Annotated in this window: 20 protein-coding genes; 17 read left to right on the top strand and 3 right to left on the bottom strand. The window is 43.1% G+C overall.

Annotated features, from left to right (window positions below; all coding sequences use genetic code 11):
- The first annotated feature begins 108 nt into the window (after positions 1-108).
- The 12 genes from LU361_RS03440 to LU361_RS03385 all read left to right on the top strand — a co-directional run bounded on the left by LU361_RS03440 (position 109) and on the right by LU361_RS03385 (position 12,817).
- Positions 109-1,083 carry a porin gene (locus LU361_RS03440; RefSeq protein ID WP_233086916.1) on the top strand — a complete coding sequence of 325 codons (975 nt, stop codon included), beginning with the start codon at positions 109-111 and terminating at the stop codon, positions 1,081-1,083.
- A gap of 132 nt (positions 1,084-1,215) precedes the next feature.
- Positions 1,216-2,478 carry an urea ABC transporter substrate-binding protein gene (gene urtA / locus LU361_RS03435; protein ID WP_434064656.1) on the top strand — a complete coding sequence of 421 codons (1,263 nt, stop codon included), beginning with the start codon at positions 1,216-1,218 and terminating at the stop codon, positions 2,476-2,478.
- Between the two features lie 152 nt (positions 2,479-2,630).
- On the top strand, positions 2,631-4,334 hold the full coding sequence (urtB, locus tag LU361_RS03430) for an urea ABC transporter permease subunit UrtB (protein WP_233086915.1): 1,704 nt from the start codon (positions 2,631-2,633) through the stop codon (positions 4,332-4,334).
- On the top strand, positions 4,334-5,473 hold the full coding sequence (urtC, locus tag LU361_RS03425; RefSeq protein ID WP_233086914.1) for an urea ABC transporter permease subunit UrtC: 1,140 nt from the start codon (positions 4,334-4,336) through the stop codon (positions 5,471-5,473). The genes urtB and urtC overlap by 1 nt, the downstream gene beginning before the upstream one ends.
- 56 nt (positions 5,474-5,529) lie before the next feature.
- The gene (gene urtD / locus LU361_RS03420; protein ID WP_233088193.1) at positions 5,530-6,309 is read left to right on the top strand and encodes an urea ABC transporter ATP-binding protein UrtD; all 780 of its coding nucleotides are present in this window, start codon (positions 5,530-5,532) and stop codon (positions 6,307-6,309) included.
- Positions 6,306-7,001, top strand: coding sequence for an urea ABC transporter ATP-binding subunit UrtE (urtE, locus tag LU361_RS03415; RefSeq protein ID WP_233086913.1), 696 nt, complete (start codon positions 6,306-6,308; stop codon positions 6,999-7,001). The genes urtD and urtE overlap by 4 nt, the downstream gene beginning before the upstream one ends.
- Before the next feature lie 709 nt (positions 7,002-7,710).
- Positions 7,711-8,070 carry a hypothetical protein gene (locus LU361_RS03410; protein ID WP_233086912.1) on the top strand — a complete coding sequence of 120 codons (360 nt, stop codon included), beginning with the start codon at positions 7,711-7,713 and terminating at the stop codon, positions 8,068-8,070.
- Positions 8,071-8,506: 436 nt separating this feature from the next.
- A complete protein-coding gene (locus LU361_RS03405; protein ID WP_233086911.1) occupies positions 8,507-10,189 on the top strand; it encodes an ATP-dependent nuclease in 1,683 nt (560 codons plus the stop codon).
- Between the two features lie 143 nt (positions 10,190-10,332).
- Positions 10,333-10,797 (top strand): RuvC family protein, encoded by a 465-nt coding sequence (locus LU361_RS03400; RefSeq protein WP_233086910.1) that lies wholly within the window; start codon positions 10,333-10,335, stop codon positions 10,795-10,797.
- Entirely contained in the window at positions 10,797-11,825 is a 1,029-nt protein-coding gene (locus LU361_RS03395) for a serine/threonine-protein kinase (RefSeq protein ID WP_233086909.1), read from the top strand. The genes LU361_RS03400 and LU361_RS03395 overlap by 1 nt, the downstream gene beginning before the upstream one ends.
- Positions 11,826-12,164: 339 nt before the next feature.
- Positions 12,165-12,416, top strand: coding sequence for a TIGR03643 family protein (locus LU361_RS03390; protein WP_233086908.1), 252 nt, complete (start codon positions 12,165-12,167; stop codon positions 12,414-12,416).
- A gap of 59 nt (positions 12,417-12,475) precedes the next feature.
- Positions 12,476-12,817, top strand: coding sequence for a hypothetical protein (locus LU361_RS03385; protein WP_233086907.1), 342 nt, complete (start codon positions 12,476-12,478; stop codon positions 12,815-12,817).
- 137 nt (positions 12,818-12,954) lie between these two features.
- Here the strand turns inward: LU361_RS03385 and LU361_RS03380 are convergent, their stop codons facing one another.
- The 3 genes from LU361_RS03380 to LU361_RS03370 are packed head-to-tail and all read right to left on the bottom strand — an operon-like array spanning position 12,955 to position 16,060.
- Positions 12,955-13,407 (bottom strand): YbaN family protein, encoded by a 453-nt coding sequence (locus tag LU361_RS03380; protein WP_233086906.1) that lies wholly within the window; start codon positions 13,405-13,407, stop codon positions 12,955-12,957.
- Positions 13,408-13,429: 22 nt separating this feature from the next.
- A complete protein-coding gene (gene pgi / locus LU361_RS03375) occupies positions 13,430-15,052 on the bottom strand; it encodes a glucose-6-phosphate isomerase (RefSeq protein ID WP_233086905.1) in 1,623 nt (540 codons plus the stop codon).
- Between the two features lie 45 nt (positions 15,053-15,097).
- Positions 15,098-16,060: a polyprenyl synthetase family protein gene (locus LU361_RS03370; protein ID WP_233086904.1), complete on the bottom strand. Its 963-nt coding sequence runs from the start codon at positions 16,058-16,060 to the stop codon at positions 15,098-15,100.
- Positions 16,061-16,486: 426 nt separating this feature from the next.
- Here LU361_RS03370 and rplU point away from each other — a divergent pair, with 426 nt between their 5' ends.
- From rplU to LU361_RS03345, 5 genes are all read left to right on the top strand, one after another.
- A complete protein-coding gene (rplU, locus tag LU361_RS03365) occupies positions 16,487-16,798 on the top strand; it encodes a 50S ribosomal protein L21 (protein ID WP_233086903.1) in 312 nt (103 codons plus the stop codon).
- A gap of 18 nt (positions 16,799-16,816) precedes the next feature.
- On the top strand, positions 16,817-17,077 hold the full coding sequence (rpmA, locus tag LU361_RS03360; protein WP_233086902.1) for a 50S ribosomal protein L27: 261 nt from the start codon (positions 16,817-16,819) through the stop codon (positions 17,075-17,077).
- Positions 17,078-17,262: 185 nt separating this feature from the next.
- Entirely contained in the window at positions 17,263-18,459 is a 1,197-nt protein-coding gene (gene cgtA, locus LU361_RS03355) for an Obg family GTPase CgtA (RefSeq protein WP_233086901.1), read from the top strand.
- A 111-nt stretch (positions 18,460-18,570) separates the two neighbouring features.
- Positions 18,571-19,719 (top strand): glutamate 5-kinase, encoded by a 1,149-nt coding sequence (proB, locus tag LU361_RS03350; RefSeq protein ID WP_233088192.1) that lies wholly within the window; start codon positions 18,571-18,573, stop codon positions 19,717-19,719.
- An 82-nt stretch (positions 19,720-19,801) separates the two neighbouring features.
- Positions 19,802-20,860, top strand: coding sequence for a pyridoxal phosphate-dependent aminotransferase (locus tag LU361_RS03345; protein WP_233086900.1), 1,059 nt, complete (start codon positions 19,802-19,804; stop codon positions 20,858-20,860).
- The last annotated feature ends 73 nt before the right edge of the window (positions 20,861-20,933 follow it).

Below are 20,933 nucleotides of genomic sequence, written 5' to 3'. Positions count from 1 at the left end.
TAGCAAGCCTTGCATAATCCCTCAAAACCAACCGAGCCGTTCTAGTTCTCACTAGAAATAAGCGCCCACTGCCGAATTCTTATAAACCTTTAGGGAGTTACGACCGACATGAAATTTAAAAGCTTAACGTTTTCTTCTATAGCAGCGGCGGTAGCGCTGGCGTCACCAACAAGTTATGCGCAAACCGATCTTTCGGAAGTGCTAAAAGGTTTTAGTGCCTCTGGGTTTATCGACATGTCATTCGTCAATACAGATGTAGACGATGCCGATAGCACCGAGAAAGAATTCAATGTTGACCAAGTAGAAGTGGATTTCTTTTTTAAGGGCAAAGACGGTATATCGGCACAAGTGGATATCGAATTTGGTGAAAACGGTACGGGTAACGGCGAAGACGAAACGTTTGTTGAGCAGGTATTTATTACCAAACAATTTAATGATTCGTTCAGTCTTACGGCGGGCCGCTTCTTAAGTTACACCGGTTGGGAAACCGAAGAGCCTACGGGATTGTATCAGTTCAGTGGCACTGGTTATGCGCCGGTATTTTACGGGTTTTATCAACAAGGGGTGTCTGGGCAATACAAAGTTAATAATGCCGTATCGTTTACGTTGTCGGTTGTGAACGATTTATTTTCAGACCCGATTGAAAGCGATACCACCAATCTCGGATCGGAATTTGGTATTCATTTGTCGCCATTGCCAGGTGTGACCGCAAAAGCGTTTTATTTATCAGAAACGGATCGAGATGCCGTTAACGTTTGGGCGTCTTATGAAGTGAGTGGTTTCACCTTTGCCGCTGAATACAACACCGCTGAAGGTACGACTGGTTTAGATGAAGAGTCCGACGGTTATTTATTAATGGCAAATTACGCGTCCGGCGATTACGGCATTACCTTTCGTTATCACGCCTACGAAACCGAAGACGCAGGCGGTACAACCATTACGGATTTAAGTGGCATTACCATTGCGCCAAGTCTGACAGTAGGCGACAACCTATTGTTAGTCGCAGAATATCGATTAGACACCGACGACATTTCTGATGTTGATACCAATACCTTTGCATTAGAAGCCCTGTTTACTTTTTAAAAGCTGTTTAAATCGATCGGTTAGCCAGTAATTAATTCAGAAATCGCTGATTAACAGAAAGTATTCAGCGGTTTCTATCGATTATTTCCAGATAAACCCATTAGGTAAATAAACATGAAATTGAAAAAGTTAATGACGGCAACGGCTGCGACAGTGTCTATAGCATTGTCGGCAGCGGTTTCAGCCGCAGAAACAATCAAAGTAGGTGTGCTGCACTCGTTATCAGGAACCATGGCAATCTCAGAAACCACGTTGAAAGACACGGTATTGATGATGATTGATGAGCAAAATAAAAAAGGCGGCCTTTTAGGAAAGCAACTGGAAGCCGTTGTGGTTGATCCTGCCTCCAACTGGCCGTTATTTGCTGAGAAAACCCGAGAGTTACTTACCAAAGATAAAGTCGATGTGATTTTTGGCTGTTGGACTTCTGTTTCGCGCAAATCGGTTCTGCCTGTTATTGAAGAATTAAATGGCCTGCTATTTTATCCGGTGCAATACGAAGGTGAAGAATCTTCGAAAAATGTTTTCTACACGGGTGCGGCTCCTAATCAACAAGCAATTCCTGCGGTTGATTATTTAATGGAAGAAATTGGCGTTGAGCGTTGGGTGCTTGCCGGAACTGATTACGTTTATCCGCGCACCACCAATAAAATTCTCGAAGCCTATTTAAAAGCCAAAGGCGTTGATGAGAAAGACATCATGATCAACTACACGCCGTTCGGCCATTCCGATTGGCAAGGTATTGTTTCTGATATTAAAAAATTCGGTAACGAAGGCAAACAAACAGCGGTTGTATCAACTGTAAACGGTGATGCTAACGTGCCATTTTATAAAGAGCTGGGCAACCAAGGTATTTCCGCAGAAGATATTCCTGTGGTTGCTTTCTCGGTAGGTGAAGAAGAATTATCCGGTTTAGACACGGCACCGCTCGTTGGTCATTTAGCCGCTTGGAACTATTTCCAAAGCGTTGAAGCCGATGTCAACGAAGACTTTATTGCGCAATGGAAAAAATTCGCCGGTAAAGATCGTGTTACCAATGATCCAATGGAAGCCACTTATATTGGTTTCAACATGTGGACTGCCGCTGTTGAAAAAGCCGGTACCACCGACGTCGATACCGTTGAGCAAGCGATGATTGGTATCACTTCACCAAACCTAACCGGTGGCACTGCGGTAATGAACAAAAACCACCACTTATCGAAGCCTGTGTTAATTGGTGAAATTCAAGAAGACGGTCAGTTTGAAGTGGTTTGGGAAACCGATGGTGTGGTTCCTGGCGATGCTTGGTCTGATTACCTTCCTGGCTCAAAAGACATTGTTGCCGATTGGGTAGAACCCATTAAATGCGGTAACTTCAACGCAAAAACAGCTAAGTGCTCGGGACAGAATTTCTAACCCGTTGCTGCATTGCTAACAGAAAACTCCAAAAGTAGTACCCATTGGGCTTGCTATGCAAGCCCATTTTTTAATGCGTCTATCATGCTTTGCAAAATAGTGAAAACTAAAAAGTAATTTTCGGCGTTCATTGTTAAGGCAGTATCACAGATATGGAATTATCCTGGTCGGAATATCCCAAATTTAAACGTGTTCCTAAGCGAACGGCGTTTTCCAAAAATCTTGTTACGGCAATTATTTTGATTGCAACTTGGATAAGCGGCGTTAGCTGTGTTCAAGCGTCCGATCAACCACCAGAAACCTCATTTAAAGAGCTGGTTGATAAAATGCCGTCAACGAAGTTAAAAAACCTGTCAAAGGTTGTTACTGATCTAGAGCAAGAATCTGATCCGCGATTACTGCCTTTATTTGAATCCCTAGTGGAAGGAAAACTTTATTACGTCAAATCCGATAAAACGGTAATCATGCTAAATCAAGAGCTCGATGACGGCAAAGCCTTCCGTGCAACACAAGTACTTGATCAAACAACGATCGAACATATTGCTAAATCAGATATTAAAAAAATCAGAGTCAATAACAAGCTTCGCAAACAATTGAGAAAAGCCATCGCGAAACTGACATTATTCAGTGAAGACTCAAACCAACGTTTGGCCGCCGTTGAAAAACTGATGTCTGATTTGAATTCAGAAAATATTACCTTATTGAAAAGCGCGAAAGAATCCGAACAAAATAACGCCGTACTGGAAAAAATGAATTTAGCCCTGAATATTGCATTGCTGGATTCCAACGATAAATCAATACAAAAGCAAGCGGTAAAAACTCTATCTGGGGAATTACACCCGTCCGTGCGTAGCCGGTTAAATGTCATACTAGAACAAGACGCCAACGGAGAATACCTAGAAGACGATAAACAACTCATTGCTTTAGCGGAATCTGCATTGGTAAAGATTGACGGTAAACTCGAATTCTACGGGTTTATTGAGCGTGTTTTCTTTGGTCTAAGTTTGGGTTCCGTTTTATTGTTGGCAGCCATTGGCTTGTCGATTACTTTCGGCGTGATGGGTGTTATCAACATGGCGCATGGTGAATTGTTAATGCTGGGCGCTTACACTACTTACGTGATTCAAACCCTAATGCCAAATCACATCGGCCTTTCTATTATTATTGCGATTCCCGCAGCCTTTGTGGTCTGTGGTTTGGTCGGCATTGCTATTGAACGCGGTATTATTCAATTTCTAAAAGGTCGCCCGTTAGAAACATTATTAGCTACCTTTGGTTTAAGTTTAATTTTGCAACAAGCCGTGCGCAGTATTTTTTCACCATTAAACCGACAAGTGAGCACACCAGAATGGATGTCGGGTGCCTTGCAAATTAATCCGGGTTTAGCGCTCACGTACAATCGTTTGTACATCATTATTTTTTCACTCATTGTTTTTGCAGTGTTACTGCTGGTCATGAAAAAAACCGCCTTGGGTTTATACGTGCGTGCGGTGTCACAAAATCGGGATATGGCAAAAGCGGTGGGTATTCGCAGCGATTGGGTTGATGCCATGACTTTTGGTTTAGGTTCGGGTATTGCTGGCGTTGCTGGTGTCGCCCTTAGTCAATTAACCAATGTTGGACCAAACCTGGGACAAGCCTACATTATTGATTCTTTTATGGTGGTGGTTTTTGGTGGTGTGGGTAACCTTTGGGGCACACTGGTTGGTGCGTTCTCGTTGGGCGTTGTTAATAAATTCTTAGAGCCCGTGACCGGTGCAGTTCTCGCACAAATTCTGGTATTAGTTTTTATCGTGTTATTTATTCAAAAACGCCCACGTGGGTTATTTCCACAAAAAGGGAGGTCAGCGGAATAATGGCTGCTTCATTTATTTCTTCATTACTGACTACCGATACATCACGTCGTGAAGGTTTATTATCGAGCCGAGGTGGTAACCTATTTTTAATCATCCTATTTTCGGTAACCGTGTTGGCGTCTATTGGTAATCAATTGTTTCCGCCGGGTTCACCGCTGCATGTCGATACTTACACAATCACTTTGCTGGGCAAATATTTAAGTTATGCACTGTTAGCTATGGCAGTTGATATTGTTTGGGGGTATTGCGGCATACTCAGTCTTGGCCACGGTGCGTTCTTCGCCCTTGGTGGTTACGGTATGGGGATGTATTTAATGCGCCAAATTGGTGATCGCGGTGTCTATGGCGACCCTGTACTGCCGGATTTTATGGTGTTTTTAAATTGGTCTGAACTGCCGTGGTTTTGGCAGGGTTTTGATTCCTTTCCCTTTGCCATGCTAATGGTGTTATTAATTCCTGGGTTGCTAGCGTTTGTGTTTGGTTGGCTCGCGTTTCGCTCGCGAGTAACCGGTGTGTATTTATCAATTATGACTCAAGCGTTAACCTACGCGCTTATGCTTGCGTTTTTTCGCAATGAAATGGGTTTTGGTGGTAACAATGGTTTAACCGATTTTAAAGACATTCTCGGTTACGATTTACAAAATGATAACACTAGAGTGTCATTATTTATTATTACGGCCTGTGTATTGGGCGGCGTTTATCTGCTTAGCCAATTTATTTTGTCTTCTAAGTTTGGTCGCGTTATTGAAGCCGTGCGCGATGCCGAAAACCGTGTTCGTTTTGTTGGCTTTAAAACCGAAAACTACAAGGTTTGGCTGTTTGTCTATTCCGCCATTATCGCAGCCATAGCGGGCGCGCTCTATGTTCCGCAGGTGGGCATTATTAACCCCGGAGAATTTGCACCACTTAATTCCATTGAAGTGGTTGTGTGGGTTGCTGTGGGTGGTCGAGGCTTACTGTACGGTGCGGTGCTTGGTGCCTTGTTGGTGAATTTTGCCAAAACTCAATTTACAGGCATTTTACCCGAAGCCTGGTTATTTGCCCTGGGAGCACTCTTTGTTGGTGTCACAATTTTCTTACCGCGCGGTATCGTCGGTTTATTGTCTTCCTGGAAAAAATCAAACGGAGGCAATGCGTAATGGAGCAGCTCGATAAATTTCGTGAATTAATGCGTCGTGATCGCGTGTTCGATTTTATGATGCCGGATCAAATGCCAGCAGTTGATGTATCCCACGAAGTATTGTTGTACGTTGAAGGCTTAACAGTTTCGTTCGATGGCTTTAAAGCACTCAATGATTTAAATCTCTATATTGATGACGGCGAACTGCGGTGTTTAATCGGAGCAAACGGTGCCGGTAAAACCACGTTAATGGATGTGATTACCGGCAAAACCCAGCCCGATTCAGGCATGGCTTATTTTGGTCAAACTCACAATTTATTAAATAAAAACGAATCAGATATAGCAACTTTAGGCATTGGTCGTAAATTCCAAAAACCTACGGTATTTGAACAGCACACGGTTTTTGAAAACCTAGAATTATCACTGCGAATGAGTAAAGCCATTCTCGCCAGTATTTTTTATCGTATGAGCAGTGAACAGTCCGATCGCATTGCTGATGTGTTGGACATCATTGGCCTGAGCAAGCAATCCAATCAACTCGCTGGTGCACTATCGCACGGACAAAAACAATGGTTAGAAATTGGCATGTTGCTGGTGTCTGATCCTCGATTATTACTGGTCGACGAACCCGTCGCAGGCATGACACCGCAAGAAACCGAACACACCGCAGAGTTGTTAACGTCATTGGCCGGCGAGCGAACCGTGGTTGTCGTTGAGCACGACATGGCTTTTGTACGTAGCATTGCCAAAAAAGTGACCGTGCTGCATCAAGGGTTTGTATTAGCAGAAGGCAACATGGACGAAATACAAAATAATCCCGACGTTATTGAAGTGTATTTGGGAGAGTCACAATGATTGAATTAAAACAAATCAACCAACTCTACGGTGGCTCGCAAATACTGTGGGATTTAAATTTAGAATTAACCTCCGGCAGCTTAACGTGTTTATTAGGCCGCAATGGTGTCGGTAAAACCACGTTATTAAAATGCATTATGGGATTATTGCCGGTTAAATCGGGAACCATCTTAATTGACGGTAAAGACATTTCCCGCAGCCCCGCTCATTTAAGACCAAAGCTTGGCGTCGGTTATGTTCCTCAGGGGAGAGATATATTTCCGCAACTTACCGTAGAAGAAAACCTACGCACCGGCCTCGCCGGGCGAACCGATGGCAGCAAGAAAATTCCCGATTTAATCTTCGAATTATTTCCCGTGCTCGATTCCATGATGAAACGCCGAGGCGGCGATTTATCCGGTGGCCAACAACAGCAACTCGCCATCGGCAGAGCATTAACCATCGAACCTAAACTATTAATCCTCGACGAACCCAACGAAGGCATACAGCCTAATATTGTTCAGCAAATTGGCGACGTTATCGTTCGGTTAAACAAAGAATTCAACACAACCGTTTTACTCGTCGAGCAAAAACTCGCTTTCGCAAGACGAGTTGGGCAGGACTTTCATATTATGGAAAAAGGACGAATCGTCGCTTCGGGCGAGATGGATAATTTATCCGATGAGGTAGTTAAGGAGTATTTGGCAGTGTAGATTCAGTGGTAAATAATTACGAAGTTTACCTTTTATTAAACCAATTACTTATCAACACGTAATGCCATTTAAGGAAATTTGGTCGCATATGAATACACCAGTGCGACATTGCTAAAAGCTTTTTTCTATCTTATAAAGCAACGGTTTCAAAAGTATAAAAAATCCATAACTGATTTGTTAAGCAAATTGGTTTCTTATTGCCGGGTGATATTTAACTATCACCCTCGAAAAATCCTGGTTAGAAATACTCAATAATCCTACCGAAATAAATCCAATCGAAGCATCAATCTGAGTAGAGTTATCTCAATAATTTTTATAAAGAATTCAGGTATGAATAAAATTAATGTGGTTAGCGATGATAGTGTTTTTTGGGATAGATTTATCGGTAACTTAAAACACAAAGATGAATCTTGTGCCAAATGACTTCGAACGTTGACCTGATAAGGGTTTCGCGATAGCGTTTAGAAAAATTCACTTGAGATATAGGTCGCAGCGACAATTGATTTGGAAAAATATGTCTTAGCGGCCGAAAATCTAGGAATACACGTCGTTAAGACATTTATTAAACTATTAGCTTCTCAAAAGAGACATAAAGTGAAATTTATACTGCTTTTAGCATCATTACTTCTTATAGGCTGTAGTGAAACCATAAAAGTAGAGTTCTATTGTCTTTATAAAGAAAGAGGGGCGTGAAGGTATAAATATTTGCATGTCAGAGCCTATAGAAAAAAATTACAATATAAAAATAACAGTAGAATTTAAAGATAATACAGTTCTCTCAAGGTCTGATGTACATATTTCCTCAGATACAGCATTGGCTAAAAATAAATGTAGCTTTTTAAATCCTCATATATCTCTTTTACCAAGAAAGTCTAGTCATCGAGAGCATCGTCAATTCTCTAAAAATTGGGATGAGGGGAGAATTAGATATATCGACATTAAAGTTTCTAATTCTTACGGCGGCTGGTATAAGGAAGAGGATGAATTTACATCATTTCACAAAAATTCTAAAGCTAACGAAGCTGTCAATCGGAAGCCTTTTTCATTGTTCGTTTTTGTGCTTGAATAGCACAAAACCAACCAACTAGAAAGTCGCCGCTTACAACGGCGTTGTGACTAAAATTGGTTTCAGGAGCATTGGATGCAAGGGAAGGCGTTATTAGTAGGTGTTATAGCTATACTGACTCTGCTATTTCTTATCTAATCGGCAATGACTTCCTACATTTTGCTGTCAGGCTCTGTTAGCCCCGGTGATCATATGTTTAGTGATGGTGTTGCAGCTTTCATATTTAGGTTTTTACCTATCAACTATTGTAAGCTTTGGTGTTTTGGTACCTCTTGTTTATGCTATTTATCGGGTAGACAAAACTGGTAGTAAATTACAGTCATAATAAGACTGGTAACAGTAACAGCTTATCCGTTGCTCCTTTTTGTGCTTTATAGCACAAACGAGCTCCTCCAAAACTGTAATTTACAATGGCGTTATATTTTTCACAGGAGTTGGGGTGTTAGATCGTATAAAATTAAAATTTGGTAGTTGGGTTGGCGAAAATCCCCTTGATTTGAATGTCACGCCTATAACTGTATTTGTCGGTCCCAATAATTCGGGAAAATCAAAAGTATTAAAAGAGATTCAACAATTTTGTAGAGAAGGAAACCTTGATGCGAGAAATGTTATCATTGATGAAGCTATTCTTAAAAGTATCGAGCAAGGTAGATTTGAAGAAAAATTAGCTCACTTCACAAAAGAGCCAAACGAACACGAGTCAGTTTCAGAAGGAAGTTTGATTGTTGGTAATTATAATGAACGTATACAAATTGAAAAATCAAGCCTATTCCAATCTATAAGTCAAAACAATACAGATTATTTCAGACAGTTGTTTTGCCAATGGTTTTTAAAGTTTAATACCTTATTGCTTGATGGTCAGGGGCGGATGCAATTGGTAAGAGAGCAACAAGGCGGAAACTTACAATCTCCTCCAGAAAATAGCTTAAGTGCTCTTTTTCGCGATGATGAAAAAAGAAGAGAAGTCAGACGTATCGTGCATGATGCATTTAACCTTCATTTTGTTATTGACCCAACGGATTTAGGTAAACTTAAAGTCCGCTTATCTGAAAGTGCACCAGCAAGTGAAATGGAAGAGCGTGGTGTTCATAGTGAAGCTGTTCAATTTCATAGTCGAGCAAAGAAAATTGACGAATTAAGTGATGGTGTAAAAGCATTTACTGGTATTGTTTTAGAACTTGTTGCTGGTGACCCTATGGTGCTATTAGTTGATGAGCCTGAAGCTTTTCTACATCCTTCTCTCTCATATAAGTTAGGCAAAGAAGTGTCCGTAACAGCTGCGAGCCAAAACAAGAACATTTTTGTTTCTACTCATAGCTCAAATTTTATTATGGGGTGTGTTCAATCAGGAGTACCGATTAATATTGTTCGATTGACCTATTCTCAAGGGGATGCAACTGCCCGACTATTGCCAAATGATAATTTATTGAAGCTGATGAGAAACCCTCTTTTAAGATCTACTAGTGTGGTCGATGGCCTTTTTTATGAAGCTGTAATTGTTACAGAATCAGATGCAGATAGAGCCTTCTATCAAGAGATTAACGATAGATTGCTTAAATACTCACCTGATAATGGAATATCTAGCTGCCTATTTATTAATGCTCAAAATAAACAAACAGTACACCAAATAATAAAACCTTTGCGCGAATTAGGTATTCCGGCAGCTGCAATAGTTGATGTTGATATTTTAAAAGAAGGTGGTCAGGTTTGGAGTAATTTTTTAAGTAGTGGATTTATTCCACAAATATCTCAAACTCCTTTGGGGTCAATTCGTCAATCTATTAAGCAAAAATTTACAGACGAATCCATTGATATGAAAAGAGATGGTGGAATATCTGCGCTCCCTGCCGAAGAAAAGGAGGCTGCTCAAAATTTACTTCAACAATTGGCTGACTATGGACTTTTTGTTGTCCCAGACGGTGAATTAGAAAGTTGGTTAAAACCACTTGAAGCATCAGGTCATGGACCAAAATGGCTGGTAGAGATTTTTGAAAAAATGGGGGAAAACCCAGAATCTTCAACGTATGTTAAACCAACATCTGGTGATGTTTGGGCTTTTTTAAGTTTAATAAAACAATGGGCTATGACATCTAGTCGTAAAGGCATCCCAACAAAAATATAACAATTTGCTTAAACAGACAAAAAAATAGCTGGCTTTTGTTCGTACCTCGCTAATTTTAGCCAGCTATTTTATTGCCGCTTAGCAAAGCGTTAGGGCTCGCCCGTCCTTGAGATAAGAATTTGTATTAAGGAATGATATAAGAAATGAACATTTTGGGAATTAGAGTAGAACCCAAGAAAACAACATTTGTTGTTATTGAATGTGAAGGCGATCGATTCACAATAATTAATAATGAAGTAATTAAAGTCCCAGCTGCATTAGATTTCCCGGAAAAGCTAAAATATATCCGAAATTGTGTTCTAGACATCTTACGGGAGTACGGAATTTCTATTGCGGGAATACGTGTTGCGGAAGCAAATTCACAAAACCTCGACGTAACCAGACTTCACATTGAAGGGGTAATCCAAGAAGCATTTTCAAGTAGTGATGTCGAAAGTTACTTCACGGGAAGAAAAGTATCAATTGCGTCTAGATTGAAAATGAAAACTGAAGAGCTTGACGAGGTATTTAGAGGTAAATCCAACTTTTCGGTTATAGTTAATTGGGATCTATTGACCACACAAAATTCTAGAGAGGCTGCCTTGGTTGCTATGGGAGGCATAGCATAATGTTTCCATATCAAAAAGCTCAAGTATCGTTCAGGAAAATCGAGGAAATAGGTCAGGAGGGTCAAAACTCCAAAGTCTACCGTGTTCACGATGAGTACTTAGATGCCGAAATGGTGATAAAAGAAGTAGAGAAAACCCCAGGCTTCAGTGCTGATGAGTACTTTTCTGAAGCTCGTACATTGTATACAAGTACACACCCCAATGTTGTTCAGGTTAGCTATGCTTGCGAAGATGATGACCGAATATATGTTGCCTCTCCATTTTATAAGAATGGATCGTTGAAGCGGCTTATAGATAATCGTTTTTTGACAGTTAAAGAAATCATTAGGTATTCGTCACACGCTCTAAATGGGTTGCACAATGTACATTCTAAAGGGTTAATTCATTTTGACATCAAGCCGGACAATATTTTGATTTCTGACCGAAATGAAGCTCTTCTAGCTGATTTTGGGTTAACCAAAGTTATGGATGCAGACGGTATTGCGCAACAACCATTACTCTATGTTAAGCAAATGCCTCCTGAAGTCTTCGGAAATAGAGAAAAAGCTTTTGATAACAGATTTGATATTTATCAGATTGGATTGACGATGTACAGAATGTGTGTTGGTAATCAATTATTTGACCAGCAGTTTGGAGTTTATGAAACGGGAGAGCAGTTTGCTCGCGATGTAATAGCGGGGAAATTTCCTGATAGAAAGGCATATCCGCTGCATATTCCTAAGAAACTACAAAAAGTTATAAACAAATGCCTAAAGCCTAACCCTGGGGATAGGTACGGTGCTGCCATCGAAGTAGTCAATGCAATAGCTGATATCAATGGTTCAATCCTACACTGGAGGTATATACCCACGGAAGAAGAAAGAACTTGGCAGCAGGAGCTTGACGGTGTGACGAAGACTATTAGTATATGTAATATGCGCTCTTCAAAAGCGTATCGTAAAAACGGTGATTCTCCTCAACGAAGAATTACTGCATTTTGTAAGCAAACAATTACTGATGCAGAAATAGTCAGTTTTCTAGAGCAATGAAAGAATCTAAAGCCAATAAAAACAATAGGTTGCAAACGAGAGCGGAATTAATAAAGCGTTCACGTTCTTCTGTTGCTTGTAATTCGTTACCTCCCGAAACTAGAGGGATGTTCGATGAACTTCAAGAGTTTAAGCAAGGAGCTCGGCAGTTCATCGACTTCTCTAAGGCACCCAAGCCCTAACAAGCGACTGCTAAAGCTTGGCTCGGTTCCGCTCCGCTACACAGTTTAGCCAAGCATTTATCAGCCCCTTATTGGGGCGTTAGTTGTTTATTAGTCGCCTAAACCAAAATTAGAGTTTGAACGTAAAAAGAGCTGTCTCAAAAATAAGTTATTTTAAATGAAGATAGACTCTGGAATTGAATCACGAATTATAGAAATGGCATGGGAAGATCGCACACCGTTTGAGGCGATATATTCTCAATTTGGCTTAAACGAATCTGAAGTTATTAGGTTTATGCGGGGGCGGCTTAAGGCAAGTAGCTTTAAACTTTGGCGTAGTAGGGTTTCAGGTCGTAAGACAAAACATAAAAAATTACGTAGTTCAGAAATTACTAGAGGCTATTGCCCAACTCAGTACAAGCATAGATAACGAGCCCACAACTGCACAGTTGCCCCTTACAACGACGTTATATTTGCTAGGTAATCACAATGGATAATGACTACGAAGCATCTAGAATTAATGTAATCGATTTAAGCACAAAATCATTACCAGAGATTATCCGTGAAATAGAGCGAAGACCGTTAATGTGGTTGCCAGAAAAACATATAATGTATTTTTCTACCTTTTTGGATGGCTATCTTCACACAAGTAATGACCCTGATGCTCATTTCATCATAAAGTGCTTTAATGTGTTTATTGATAATAAATATAGCATTAGGACAACGCATGGCTGGGCACGCAATATTAATCACATGTCTGCGAACCCTCATGATGCTTTAGATAAGTTTTTCAAAGAATTCAAAGAGTTTATTGAACGACATGAATTATAAAAATATAACAAGCGGCTCAAACACGCGCTGGCATTCGGCATTTTGGGTGTGATGTTCTGGAGTGCTTTATTAGTGAAAACTTCTCAGAAAAATAGTTTATTTTAAATTAACAATTAACGGCGGTATCAGAAAATTCTTTAGGGGATTAATCCGTGTTTTTTCGAATTAGCAACGGATTCTTCAACGGGGTCGTCTCGGGTCATTCGGAATAAGTAGCAGGTTGTGCACAAACCGATGGTTGTTAGCAGTGCCATAGCCCACCATTTACCAATAATCCACATGGATAACATCATGGTTAACCAGAGCATGGTAACCGCGCGATTACGTATGGTTCGGGTGATGCCTTGGCCGGCTTCCCAACGTTGAATCATAGGGCCAAAGGTGGCGTTATTAATTAAGAAGTTATGAAAATAACGGCTCGATCTTGCAAAGCACCAAGAGGCGAGAAGAATAAAAGGCGTGGTTGGAAGCAATGGTAAAAAAATACCGATCACCCCCAAAATTAAAGCGATCCAACCAACGGTAATTAAAGCAATACGCTTTGATACGTGAGTGTTGCTTGGATCTTTTTTATCAACGATGGTAGTCAAAGCGATCGTCTGGCTAGAAAAATTAAGACGTGAGTTTTCGAATCAAATTCTTGGTTGAGCTGTCCCAGCCAGAATCACAATCACCTGAGGTAATTGCGGGGTAAATCTTCAAACCCAGTTGTTTTCCTAGTTCCACCCCCCATTGGTCGAATGGATTTAAATTCCAAAGTACACCTAAACAATAGACTTTATGCTCATAAAGCGCAATGAGCGATCCTAATGAATGCGGCGATAATTCGTTCATTAAAATGGTGTTGCTTGGGCGGTTGCCAGGAATGACTTTGTGTGGGGCAATATCGTCTGTGGCTTTTTGGTCGTAACCGGCCTCTAGCAATTCTTTTTTCGCTTGCGCGAGGGATTTACCCTCAAGAAGTGCTTGGGATTGGCCGATACAGTTGGCCATTAAATAATGGTGGTGTGTTTCTAGCTCGCTAGTGGGTTTTATACTGGCGATAAAATCCACCAACACTTTGCGTGTGCCTTGGTGTAATAACTGATGGAAAGAATGCTGACCATTGGTGCCTTCGGTTCCCCATAAAATCAGACCCGAATTGTCCGTTAAATCGTTACCGTTGCGATCAACGCGCTTACCCAAGCTTTCCATATCCAATTGCTGCAAATACGCAGGCAAACGATGTAGGCGCTGAACATACGGCAAAATGGCTTGGCTTTCATAACCCCAGTTTGAGCTGTACCAAAACGCCAGTAGCGCTAAAGTTGCAGGCATGTTGTCGGCCAGATCGGCACTGTGAAAGTGCTCGTCCATGACCTCTGCGCCTGCGAGCAACGCTTTGAAGTTATCCACACCCAATGCCATAGCGATGGGAATACCAATGGCAGACCACAGAGAATAGCGGCCGCCAACCCAATCCCACATCGGCAAAATATGATCTTCGGCAATACCAAATTCCACCGCTGCTTCGATGTTGCTGCTTACGGCAATAAAGTGGCAGTGAAGTTGTTCGACCGGGCAACCGTTGGTGAGCAGCCATTGGCGCGCTGCCAGGGCATTTTCTTTGGTTTCTAAGGTAGAGAAAGATTTAGACGCAACGATAAACAGCGTTGATTCTGGGTTTAAATGTTCTATCTGATCGCATAGGTCAGAGCCGTCAATGTTGGCGACGAACAGTACCTCAATGGAATCGACTTGGTAGTCTTTCAGCGCATTCACGACCATACGTGGGCCGAGATCAGAGCCGCCAATACCTATGTTAACGACGTGAGTAATTCTTTTGCCGTTAAAGCCTTTCCAACGTCCGTTGTGGACCTTTTCGACAACCGTTGCCACTTGCTCCTGTGCTTTGTTAACACAGTCCTTTTTGTCGCTCGGGCTAAGCTTGGGGGAGCGCAACGCGGTATGCAGAGCCGGGCGGTGCTCAGTATTGTTAACGATATCGCCGCGAAAAAGCGCTTTGATGGCCTCCGGTAATCCCGCTTCTTGGGCAACGGAGTTCAAAAGCGTTAGTGCTTTGTCATCGATGTGATTTTTGGAGTAATCGAGATAGAGGCCGCCGACAGAGAGCGTGTATCGGTTGCTGCGTTCGGGGTCTTGGTTGAAGAGATTGGCCAGAGAGGTTGACCAATCATTGGCGTGTTTTTTTAAAGGTTCCCAGCTCGGGTAGTCATAGCTCTCTGGTGTGTTCATTGTTTGCTTTGTCCCTCGCTTGTTGTCCTTGCTTCGGTTTGAGTGCTAATTTGTCCGACTAATGGCAAAGTTTGCCAAGTCCTCCATCGCGCTGCGGTAGTCACTTGGCGGAAGAACCTGCAATGATTCCTTCGCTTTTTGAACATGAAGTTCAGCTTGTTGATGAGTGTAAGCTAATCCACCCGACGATCTTACCAGTTCGACGATTTTGCTCAAATGTTCAACGCTACCTTGGCGAATGGCATCGGCAATGATAGTACTTTCTTCTTCGCTGGAATGAGCCATTGCGTAAATTAATGGTAAAGTTGGCTTGCCCTCGGCGAGGTCGTCGCCCACGTTTTTACCCAAAGATTCCGCATCGCCCTCATAGTCGAGGGTGTCATCCACTAACTGGAATGCAATGCCTAAATGGCTGCCGTAAGCGGCAAGCGCGGCACGTTGTTCTGCCGACGCATCGCATAATACCATCGCGGTTTCGCACGCTGCTTCAAATAATGCCGCAGTTTTCTTATTGATAACTGTAAAATATGACGCCTCGGTGACATCGGGGTCTTTTGCATTGACTAATTGCTGAACTTCACCCTCAGAAATAACGTTAGTTGTGTTTGAGAGTATTGCCATAATGTCCATGCTGCCGATGGCAACCATCATCTGGAAGGCGCGGCTGTAGAGGAAATCGCCCACTAGCACGCTCGGTGCGTTACCCCAATTAGCGTTCGCCGTGGGTCTGCCTCGACGCAACTCGGACATATCGACAACGTCGTCGTGCAGCAAGGTAGCGGTGTGAATAAACTCAATAATGGCAGCAAGACTGAGATGCTGTTTATCGCTGTAACCCAGTGCCTTAGCACACAGCAACACCAATAAAGGACGCAGGCGCTTTCCGCCCGCTTCTACTAGGTAATGGCCGATGTTTTCTACCAGATCAACATCTGAGTGAAGCTGGTCGATGATTAACTGATTGACGGCTTCAAAGTCTTCGCGGACTACGTTATGAAAGGACAACATTGATAAAGTCAGTACACTGTAAAAAAATTAGGCTGCATCCTAGGCAGGCAAACAGAACCCGTCAAGACATGAGCGGCTAAATTAGCACACATCCCTTTGCAGTAGGTTAAAATGCTTTTTTTTATACACAATGGATATTAGCGGTCGCCTAAATTTTTGTGAAATGGCGTTAAATTTTTTCTCTGCTTTAATTGATGTGAGTTCCTGATCACATTGATTGCCGACAGAGGGTTTGGTTACACCTACGCACCAGAACAGAAATTGGTTGTAAGCTGAGCGACAATCCATTAGAATCCACGCCCCTTGAAAGTACACGCCGCAAGTAGTTCGAGCTTATTTCTAGCTGTAATAAAGTAAGAGTAGGTTTGAGAAAACGGTTTATCCCGTTACTTCGTGGCGTCCGATGACTCTGTTGGAGCAGATAGCATGTATGCAGTTATTGTAAGTGGTGGTAAACAACACCGCGTTACTGAAGGCGAAGTTCTTCGCTTAGAAAAAATTGAAGCAGCAACCGGTGAAACTGTTGATTTCGACAAAGTTTTACTCGTTGCAAATGGTGATGACGTTAAAATCGGCGAGCCAGTTGTTGAAGGTGCAAAAGTTTCTGCGGAAGTTGTTGCCCACGGCCGCGCTGATAAAGTAAAAATCATCAAGTTCCGTCGTCGTAAGCACTCTATGAAGCGCCAAGGTCACCGTCAGTGGTACACTGAAGTGAAAATTACCGGCATTCAAGGATAAGTTAAGAGGTAGAAACTAATGGCTCATAAAAAAGCAGGTGGTAGTACTCGTAACGGCCGCGACTCGGAAAGTAAACGCTTAGGTGTAAAACGTTTCGGTGGTCAAGAAGTTTTAGCTGGTAACATTTTGGTTCGTCAACGTGGTACCAAATTCCATCCAGGAGTAAACGTAGGTATTGGTAAAGACCATACCTTGTTTGCAAAATCAGATGGGACTGTAAAATTCGAAATTAAAGGCCCTAAGAATCGTAAGTACGTAAGTATTGAGCCAGTTCAATAATTGATCTGTTGATTCTAAGCCTATTGCCAGTAATGTAATCATTCTGGTTCAGTAGAGTTTTAAGAAAAACCCCATCTATTGATGGGGTTTTTTGTTATTGAGATTGAATAAATTTTAGGCCACTGCCGTCTCTAGGAATGGAATGCTGCGGCTCGGTCAACACAGCGATATGACGGGAGTCACTCATGAAATTTGTGGACGAAGCGCCGATATTTGTAAAGGCGGGCGATGGCGGTAACGGTTGCTTAAGCTTCCGCCGAGAAAAATACATCGCCAAAGGTGGTCCCGACGGTGGCGACGGCGGTGACGGTGGCAGTGTTTATCTTATCGCTGATGAAAACCTCAATACGCTGGTTGATTACCGCTACCAACCAAAATACCGCGCTCAAAATGGCGAATCGGGTCGATCCAAAGACTGTCGCGGCGCACAAGGCGAAGACCTGGTCTTAAAAGTCCCGGTTGGCACTTCCGTAATCGATATCGATACCGAAGAACTGTTGGGTGATCTCACCGAAGTCGGTCAAAGACTCAAGGTCGCCCAGGGCGGTTTCCACGGCTTGGGCAACACGCGCTTCAAATCCAGTGTCAATCGCGCTCCACGCCAAACCTCACCCGGTTCTGAAGGCGAAGCACGCAACATCAAGCTAGAGCTTCGCGTATTAGCCGATGTTGGTTTGCTCGGTTTACCCAATGCCGGTAAATCAACGTTTATTCGCGCTGTTTCTGCGGCCAAGCCGAAAGTTGCTAACTACCCGTTTACCACCTTGGTACCTAATTTGGGGGTGGTTAAGGTTCAGGAACACCGCAGTTTTGTAATTGCCGATATTCCCGGTCTTATCGAAGGCGCCTCTGAAGGTGCCGGCCTCGGAATTCGCTTTCTAAAACATTTAACTCGATGCCGCGTGTTGTTGCATCTTGTCGATATGTTCCCCTACGACGGCAGCACGCCTGCTGAAAACGCCCAAAAAATTCTGGATGAACTGGAGAAATTCAGTCCGACTCTGGCCCAGCGTGAGCAGTGGTTGGTGCTCAACAAAATTGATCTCCTGCCGGCAGACGAAGTAGAAGCAAAATGCCAAGAAGTCATCGATCAACTGAATTGGCAGGGCCGAGTGGTGCGAGTTGCAGCCATTAACCAAACCGGAACGCGACCGCTGTCGTCGGATGTACTAGAGCATCTTGAGTCTGTATGGGAAGCCGAAAAAGAAGACTCAGAACTCGCTCAGGCCGAATTTGATATTCAAAATCAAATGCAAGAAGAAGCTCGTGAGCGAATTGAATCCCTTCGTATGTTGCGAAAAGCGCAGCGTGACGCGGCAAAAGCCGGAGATGATTGGGATGATGACGACGATCACGATGTTGATGTTGTCTACGCACCTTAATTCTGACTCGTTATTCAATTATAGTGGCTGATCGAGGGAATATGAGCGACACCTATTAAAGACGTTGTTTGTATTTTGACATCCGATAACGAGCCGATGATTGATATGAGTATGACGATTCGAAGCAGTTTAAAATCCCGCAAGCGTTGGGTGATTAAAATAGGCAGTGCCCTGTTAACGGACAATGGCAGAAAGCTTGATCGTCCCGCCATTGAAAATTGGGTGAAACAAATATCAGGGCTTCACGCCAACGACATCGAAATTATTCTCGTGTCATCGGGCGCGGTTGCAGCGGGCATGAATCGTTTGGGCTGGACCACACGCCCAACCAGCATTCACGATCTACAAGCGGCCGCAGCAGTGGGGCAAATGAGTTTGGTGCAAACTTACCAAGAAGCGTTTGGTTGCTACTCCATTCACACCGCGCAGATTTTATTAGACCACGATGATCTGTCTAACCGTGAACGTTACATCAACGCTCGATCTACCTTGAATACCCTTGTCGGTATCAAAGCGATTCCGGTTGTGAACGAGAACGACACGGTGGTGACCGATGAAATTCGTTTTGGTGACAACGACAGCCTTGCCGCCTTGGTGGCCAATTTGGTCGACGCTGATTTGTTGGTGATTCTCACCGATCAAGACGGAATGTACACCGCCGATCCACGTTCAAACCCAGATGCCACCTTGATCAGTGAAACCGACGCCAACGCCGCTGAGCTAGACGCAATGGCGGGCGGCGGCACCGGGGCGCTCGGCACAGGCGGCATGCAAACCAAAGTGCGCGCGGCGCGACTTGCAGCAAGATCCGGTACCGACACCCTAATTGTGGGCGGCAAAATCGAAAATGTGATTAGCCGTTTGTACGACGGCGAAAATCTCGGCACCTTGTTGTTGGCAAATCAACAGCCGGTTCAAGCACGCAAACAATGGTTGGCCGGGCATCTACAAACACGTGGATCACTGGTTCTTGACGATGGCGCGGTCAGAGTACTTAAGCGCGACGGTCGAAGTTTGTTGGCTGTGGGTGTTAGCAAAGCCGTCGGTCAGTTTAAACGCGGTGACATGGTGGTTTGCGTCGATAAATCCGGCGTTGAAATTGCTCGCGGCTTGGTTAATTACAGCGCTCGCGAAGTTGAGCTTATCAAAGGTCAGCCAACCGAATCGATAGAAACGCTTTTGGGTTATAAAGACGAAGACGAGTTGATTCATCGTGACAATTTAGTTGTCCACAACACGCAAATGTTCGCTGAAAATTAATTCAGAAAACCAAATTAGAAAAATTTCGGTTTACGTTACTTTCACACACCAGATTAATGGTTCGATACAAGAGTCCTCAAACGTGAGTATTTTTAAAAGTCACATTACTGCCATGGCAGCATACAAGCCCCCATTGAGTGGGCGCGATGCTAATCAATTTGTTTTATTGGATTTTAACGAGCGAACCATTCCCGTTAGCCATGAAATAAAACAGGCGTTAATCGATTTTATTCACAGCGACCGTTTGCAACAGTACCCGAATTACGGTGATATCGCCGACCAATTGGCGCACTATTGCGGTGTTGAATCTGACCAGCTGGTGATCACCAACGGTTCTGACCACGGTATCGAATTAACCATTCGTGGCACGTGTCGCGCTGGTGATGAAGTGATTATTCCTGATCCGACGTTTGCGATTTACGCGCAGGTCGCCAAAACCGAAGACTTAATCATACATTCTCCGCAATACACCAAAGACGGCGGTTATCCACTGCAAAACGTCTTGGCTTTAATCAATGAAAAAACGCGTCTGATTGTTGCCGCCAATCCAAACAATCCGTGCGGAACACCAATTTCGTTTGAAGCGATTAAAACCTTGGCCGAAGCAGCGCCAAACGCCGCCATTTTGGTGGACGAGTGTTATTTTGAATATTCGAAAGATACCGCCAAAGCGCTTATCTCTGAATTTGAAAATATTGTTATCACGCGTACGTTTTCCAAAACTTGGGGCATTCCATCGTTGCGCTTTGGTTACATCCTAACGGCACAAAGTAACGTTGACGCCTTGCTGGCCATGCGCGGCCCTTACGACATTAATCAAATGGCGGTGGTTGCGGCAACGGCAGCGTTAGAAAATCCAGAATACACTCAAGACTACGTTCGAGAAATAATGGAAGAGAGCAAACCTTTATTGGAAAGCTTTCTCGCACAAAAGAACATTGAGTTTTGGCCCTCGGTTGCTAATTATCTGTTGGTATTATTTGACGATTGCAGCGGTGTTAAAGATGCCTTATTTAACGCCGGAATTTTGGTGCGACCAAGAAAAGACAATACCGGCAAAGACGGATTACGGGTGACAGTAGGTACGCTCGAACAAACTCGCCGACTGATTGCCGTGTTAGAAAACACACTGTCACAATAACTTATTAACGTATTTATACAGCAGCTTTTTAATTTCTAGCGTATTTTGAGCTAATAAATTTTAGGGTTGCTGG

This window comes from Sessilibacter corallicola, from assembly GCF_021290925.1.
In the GTDB taxonomy this organism is placed as follows: domain Bacteria; phylum Pseudomonadota; class Gammaproteobacteria; order Pseudomonadales; family Cellvibrionaceae; genus Sessilibacter; species Sessilibacter corallicola.
Note: the sequence above shows the minus strand (reverse complement) of the source record. Positions and strands in the feature narration are given on the sequence as shown.

What these genes read in the sequence shown, in the direction of transcription:
- LU361_RS03440 (WP_233086916.1), top strand. Translation starts at nt 109, where the DNA reads ATGAAATTTAAAAGCTTAACGTTTTCTTCTATAGCAGCGGCGGTAGCG.
- urtA (WP_434064656.1), top strand. Translation starts at nt 1,216, where the DNA reads ATGACGGCAACGGCTGCGACAGTGTCTATAGCATTGTCGGCAGCGGTT.
- urtB (WP_233086915.1), top strand. Translation starts at nt 2,631, where the DNA reads ATGGAATTATCCTGGTCGGAATATCCCAAATTTAAACGTGTTCCTAAG.
- urtC (WP_233086914.1), top strand. Translation starts at nt 4,334, where the DNA reads ATGGCTGCTTCATTTATTTCTTCATTACTGACTACCGATACATCACGT.
- urtD (WP_233088193.1), top strand. Translation starts at nt 5,530, where the DNA reads ATGATGCCGGATCAAATGCCAGCAGTTGATGTATCCCACGAAGTATTG.
- urtE (WP_233086913.1), top strand. Translation starts at nt 6,306, where the DNA reads ATGATTGAATTAAAACAAATCAACCAACTCTACGGTGGCTCGCAAATA.
- LU361_RS03410 (WP_233086912.1), top strand. Translation starts at nt 7,711, where the DNA reads ATGTCAGAGCCTATAGAAAAAAATTACAATATAAAAATAACAGTAGAA.
- LU361_RS03400 (WP_233086910.1), top strand. Translation starts at nt 10,333, where the DNA reads ATGAACATTTTGGGAATTAGAGTAGAACCCAAGAAAACAACATTTGTT.
- LU361_RS03395 (WP_233086909.1), top strand. Translation starts at nt 10,797, where the DNA reads ATGTTTCCATATCAAAAAGCTCAAGTATCGTTCAGGAAAATCGAGGAA.
- LU361_RS03390 (WP_233086908.1), top strand. Translation starts at nt 12,165, where the DNA reads ATGAAGATAGACTCTGGAATTGAATCACGAATTATAGAAATGGCATGG.
- LU361_RS03385 (WP_233086907.1), top strand. Translation starts at nt 12,476, where the DNA reads ATGGATAATGACTACGAAGCATCTAGAATTAATGTAATCGATTTAAGC.
- pgi (WP_233086905.1), bottom strand. Translation starts at nt 15,052, where the DNA reads ATGAACACACCAGAGAGCTATGACTACCCGAGCTGGGAACCTTTAAAA.
- LU361_RS03370 (WP_233086904.1), bottom strand. Translation starts at nt 16,060, where the DNA reads ATGTTGTCCTTTCATAACGTAGTCCGCGAAGACTTTGAAGCCGTCAAT.
- rplU (WP_233086903.1), top strand. Translation starts at nt 16,487, where the DNA reads ATGTATGCAGTTATTGTAAGTGGTGGTAAACAACACCGCGTTACTGAA.
- rpmA (WP_233086902.1), top strand. Translation starts at nt 16,817, where the DNA reads ATGGCTCATAAAAAAGCAGGTGGTAGTACTCGTAACGGCCGCGACTCG.
- cgtA (WP_233086901.1), top strand. Translation starts at nt 17,263, where the DNA reads ATGAAATTTGTGGACGAAGCGCCGATATTTGTAAAGGCGGGCGATGGC.
- proB (WP_233088192.1), top strand. Translation starts at nt 18,571, where the DNA reads ATGACGATTCGAAGCAGTTTAAAATCCCGCAAGCGTTGGGTGATTAAA.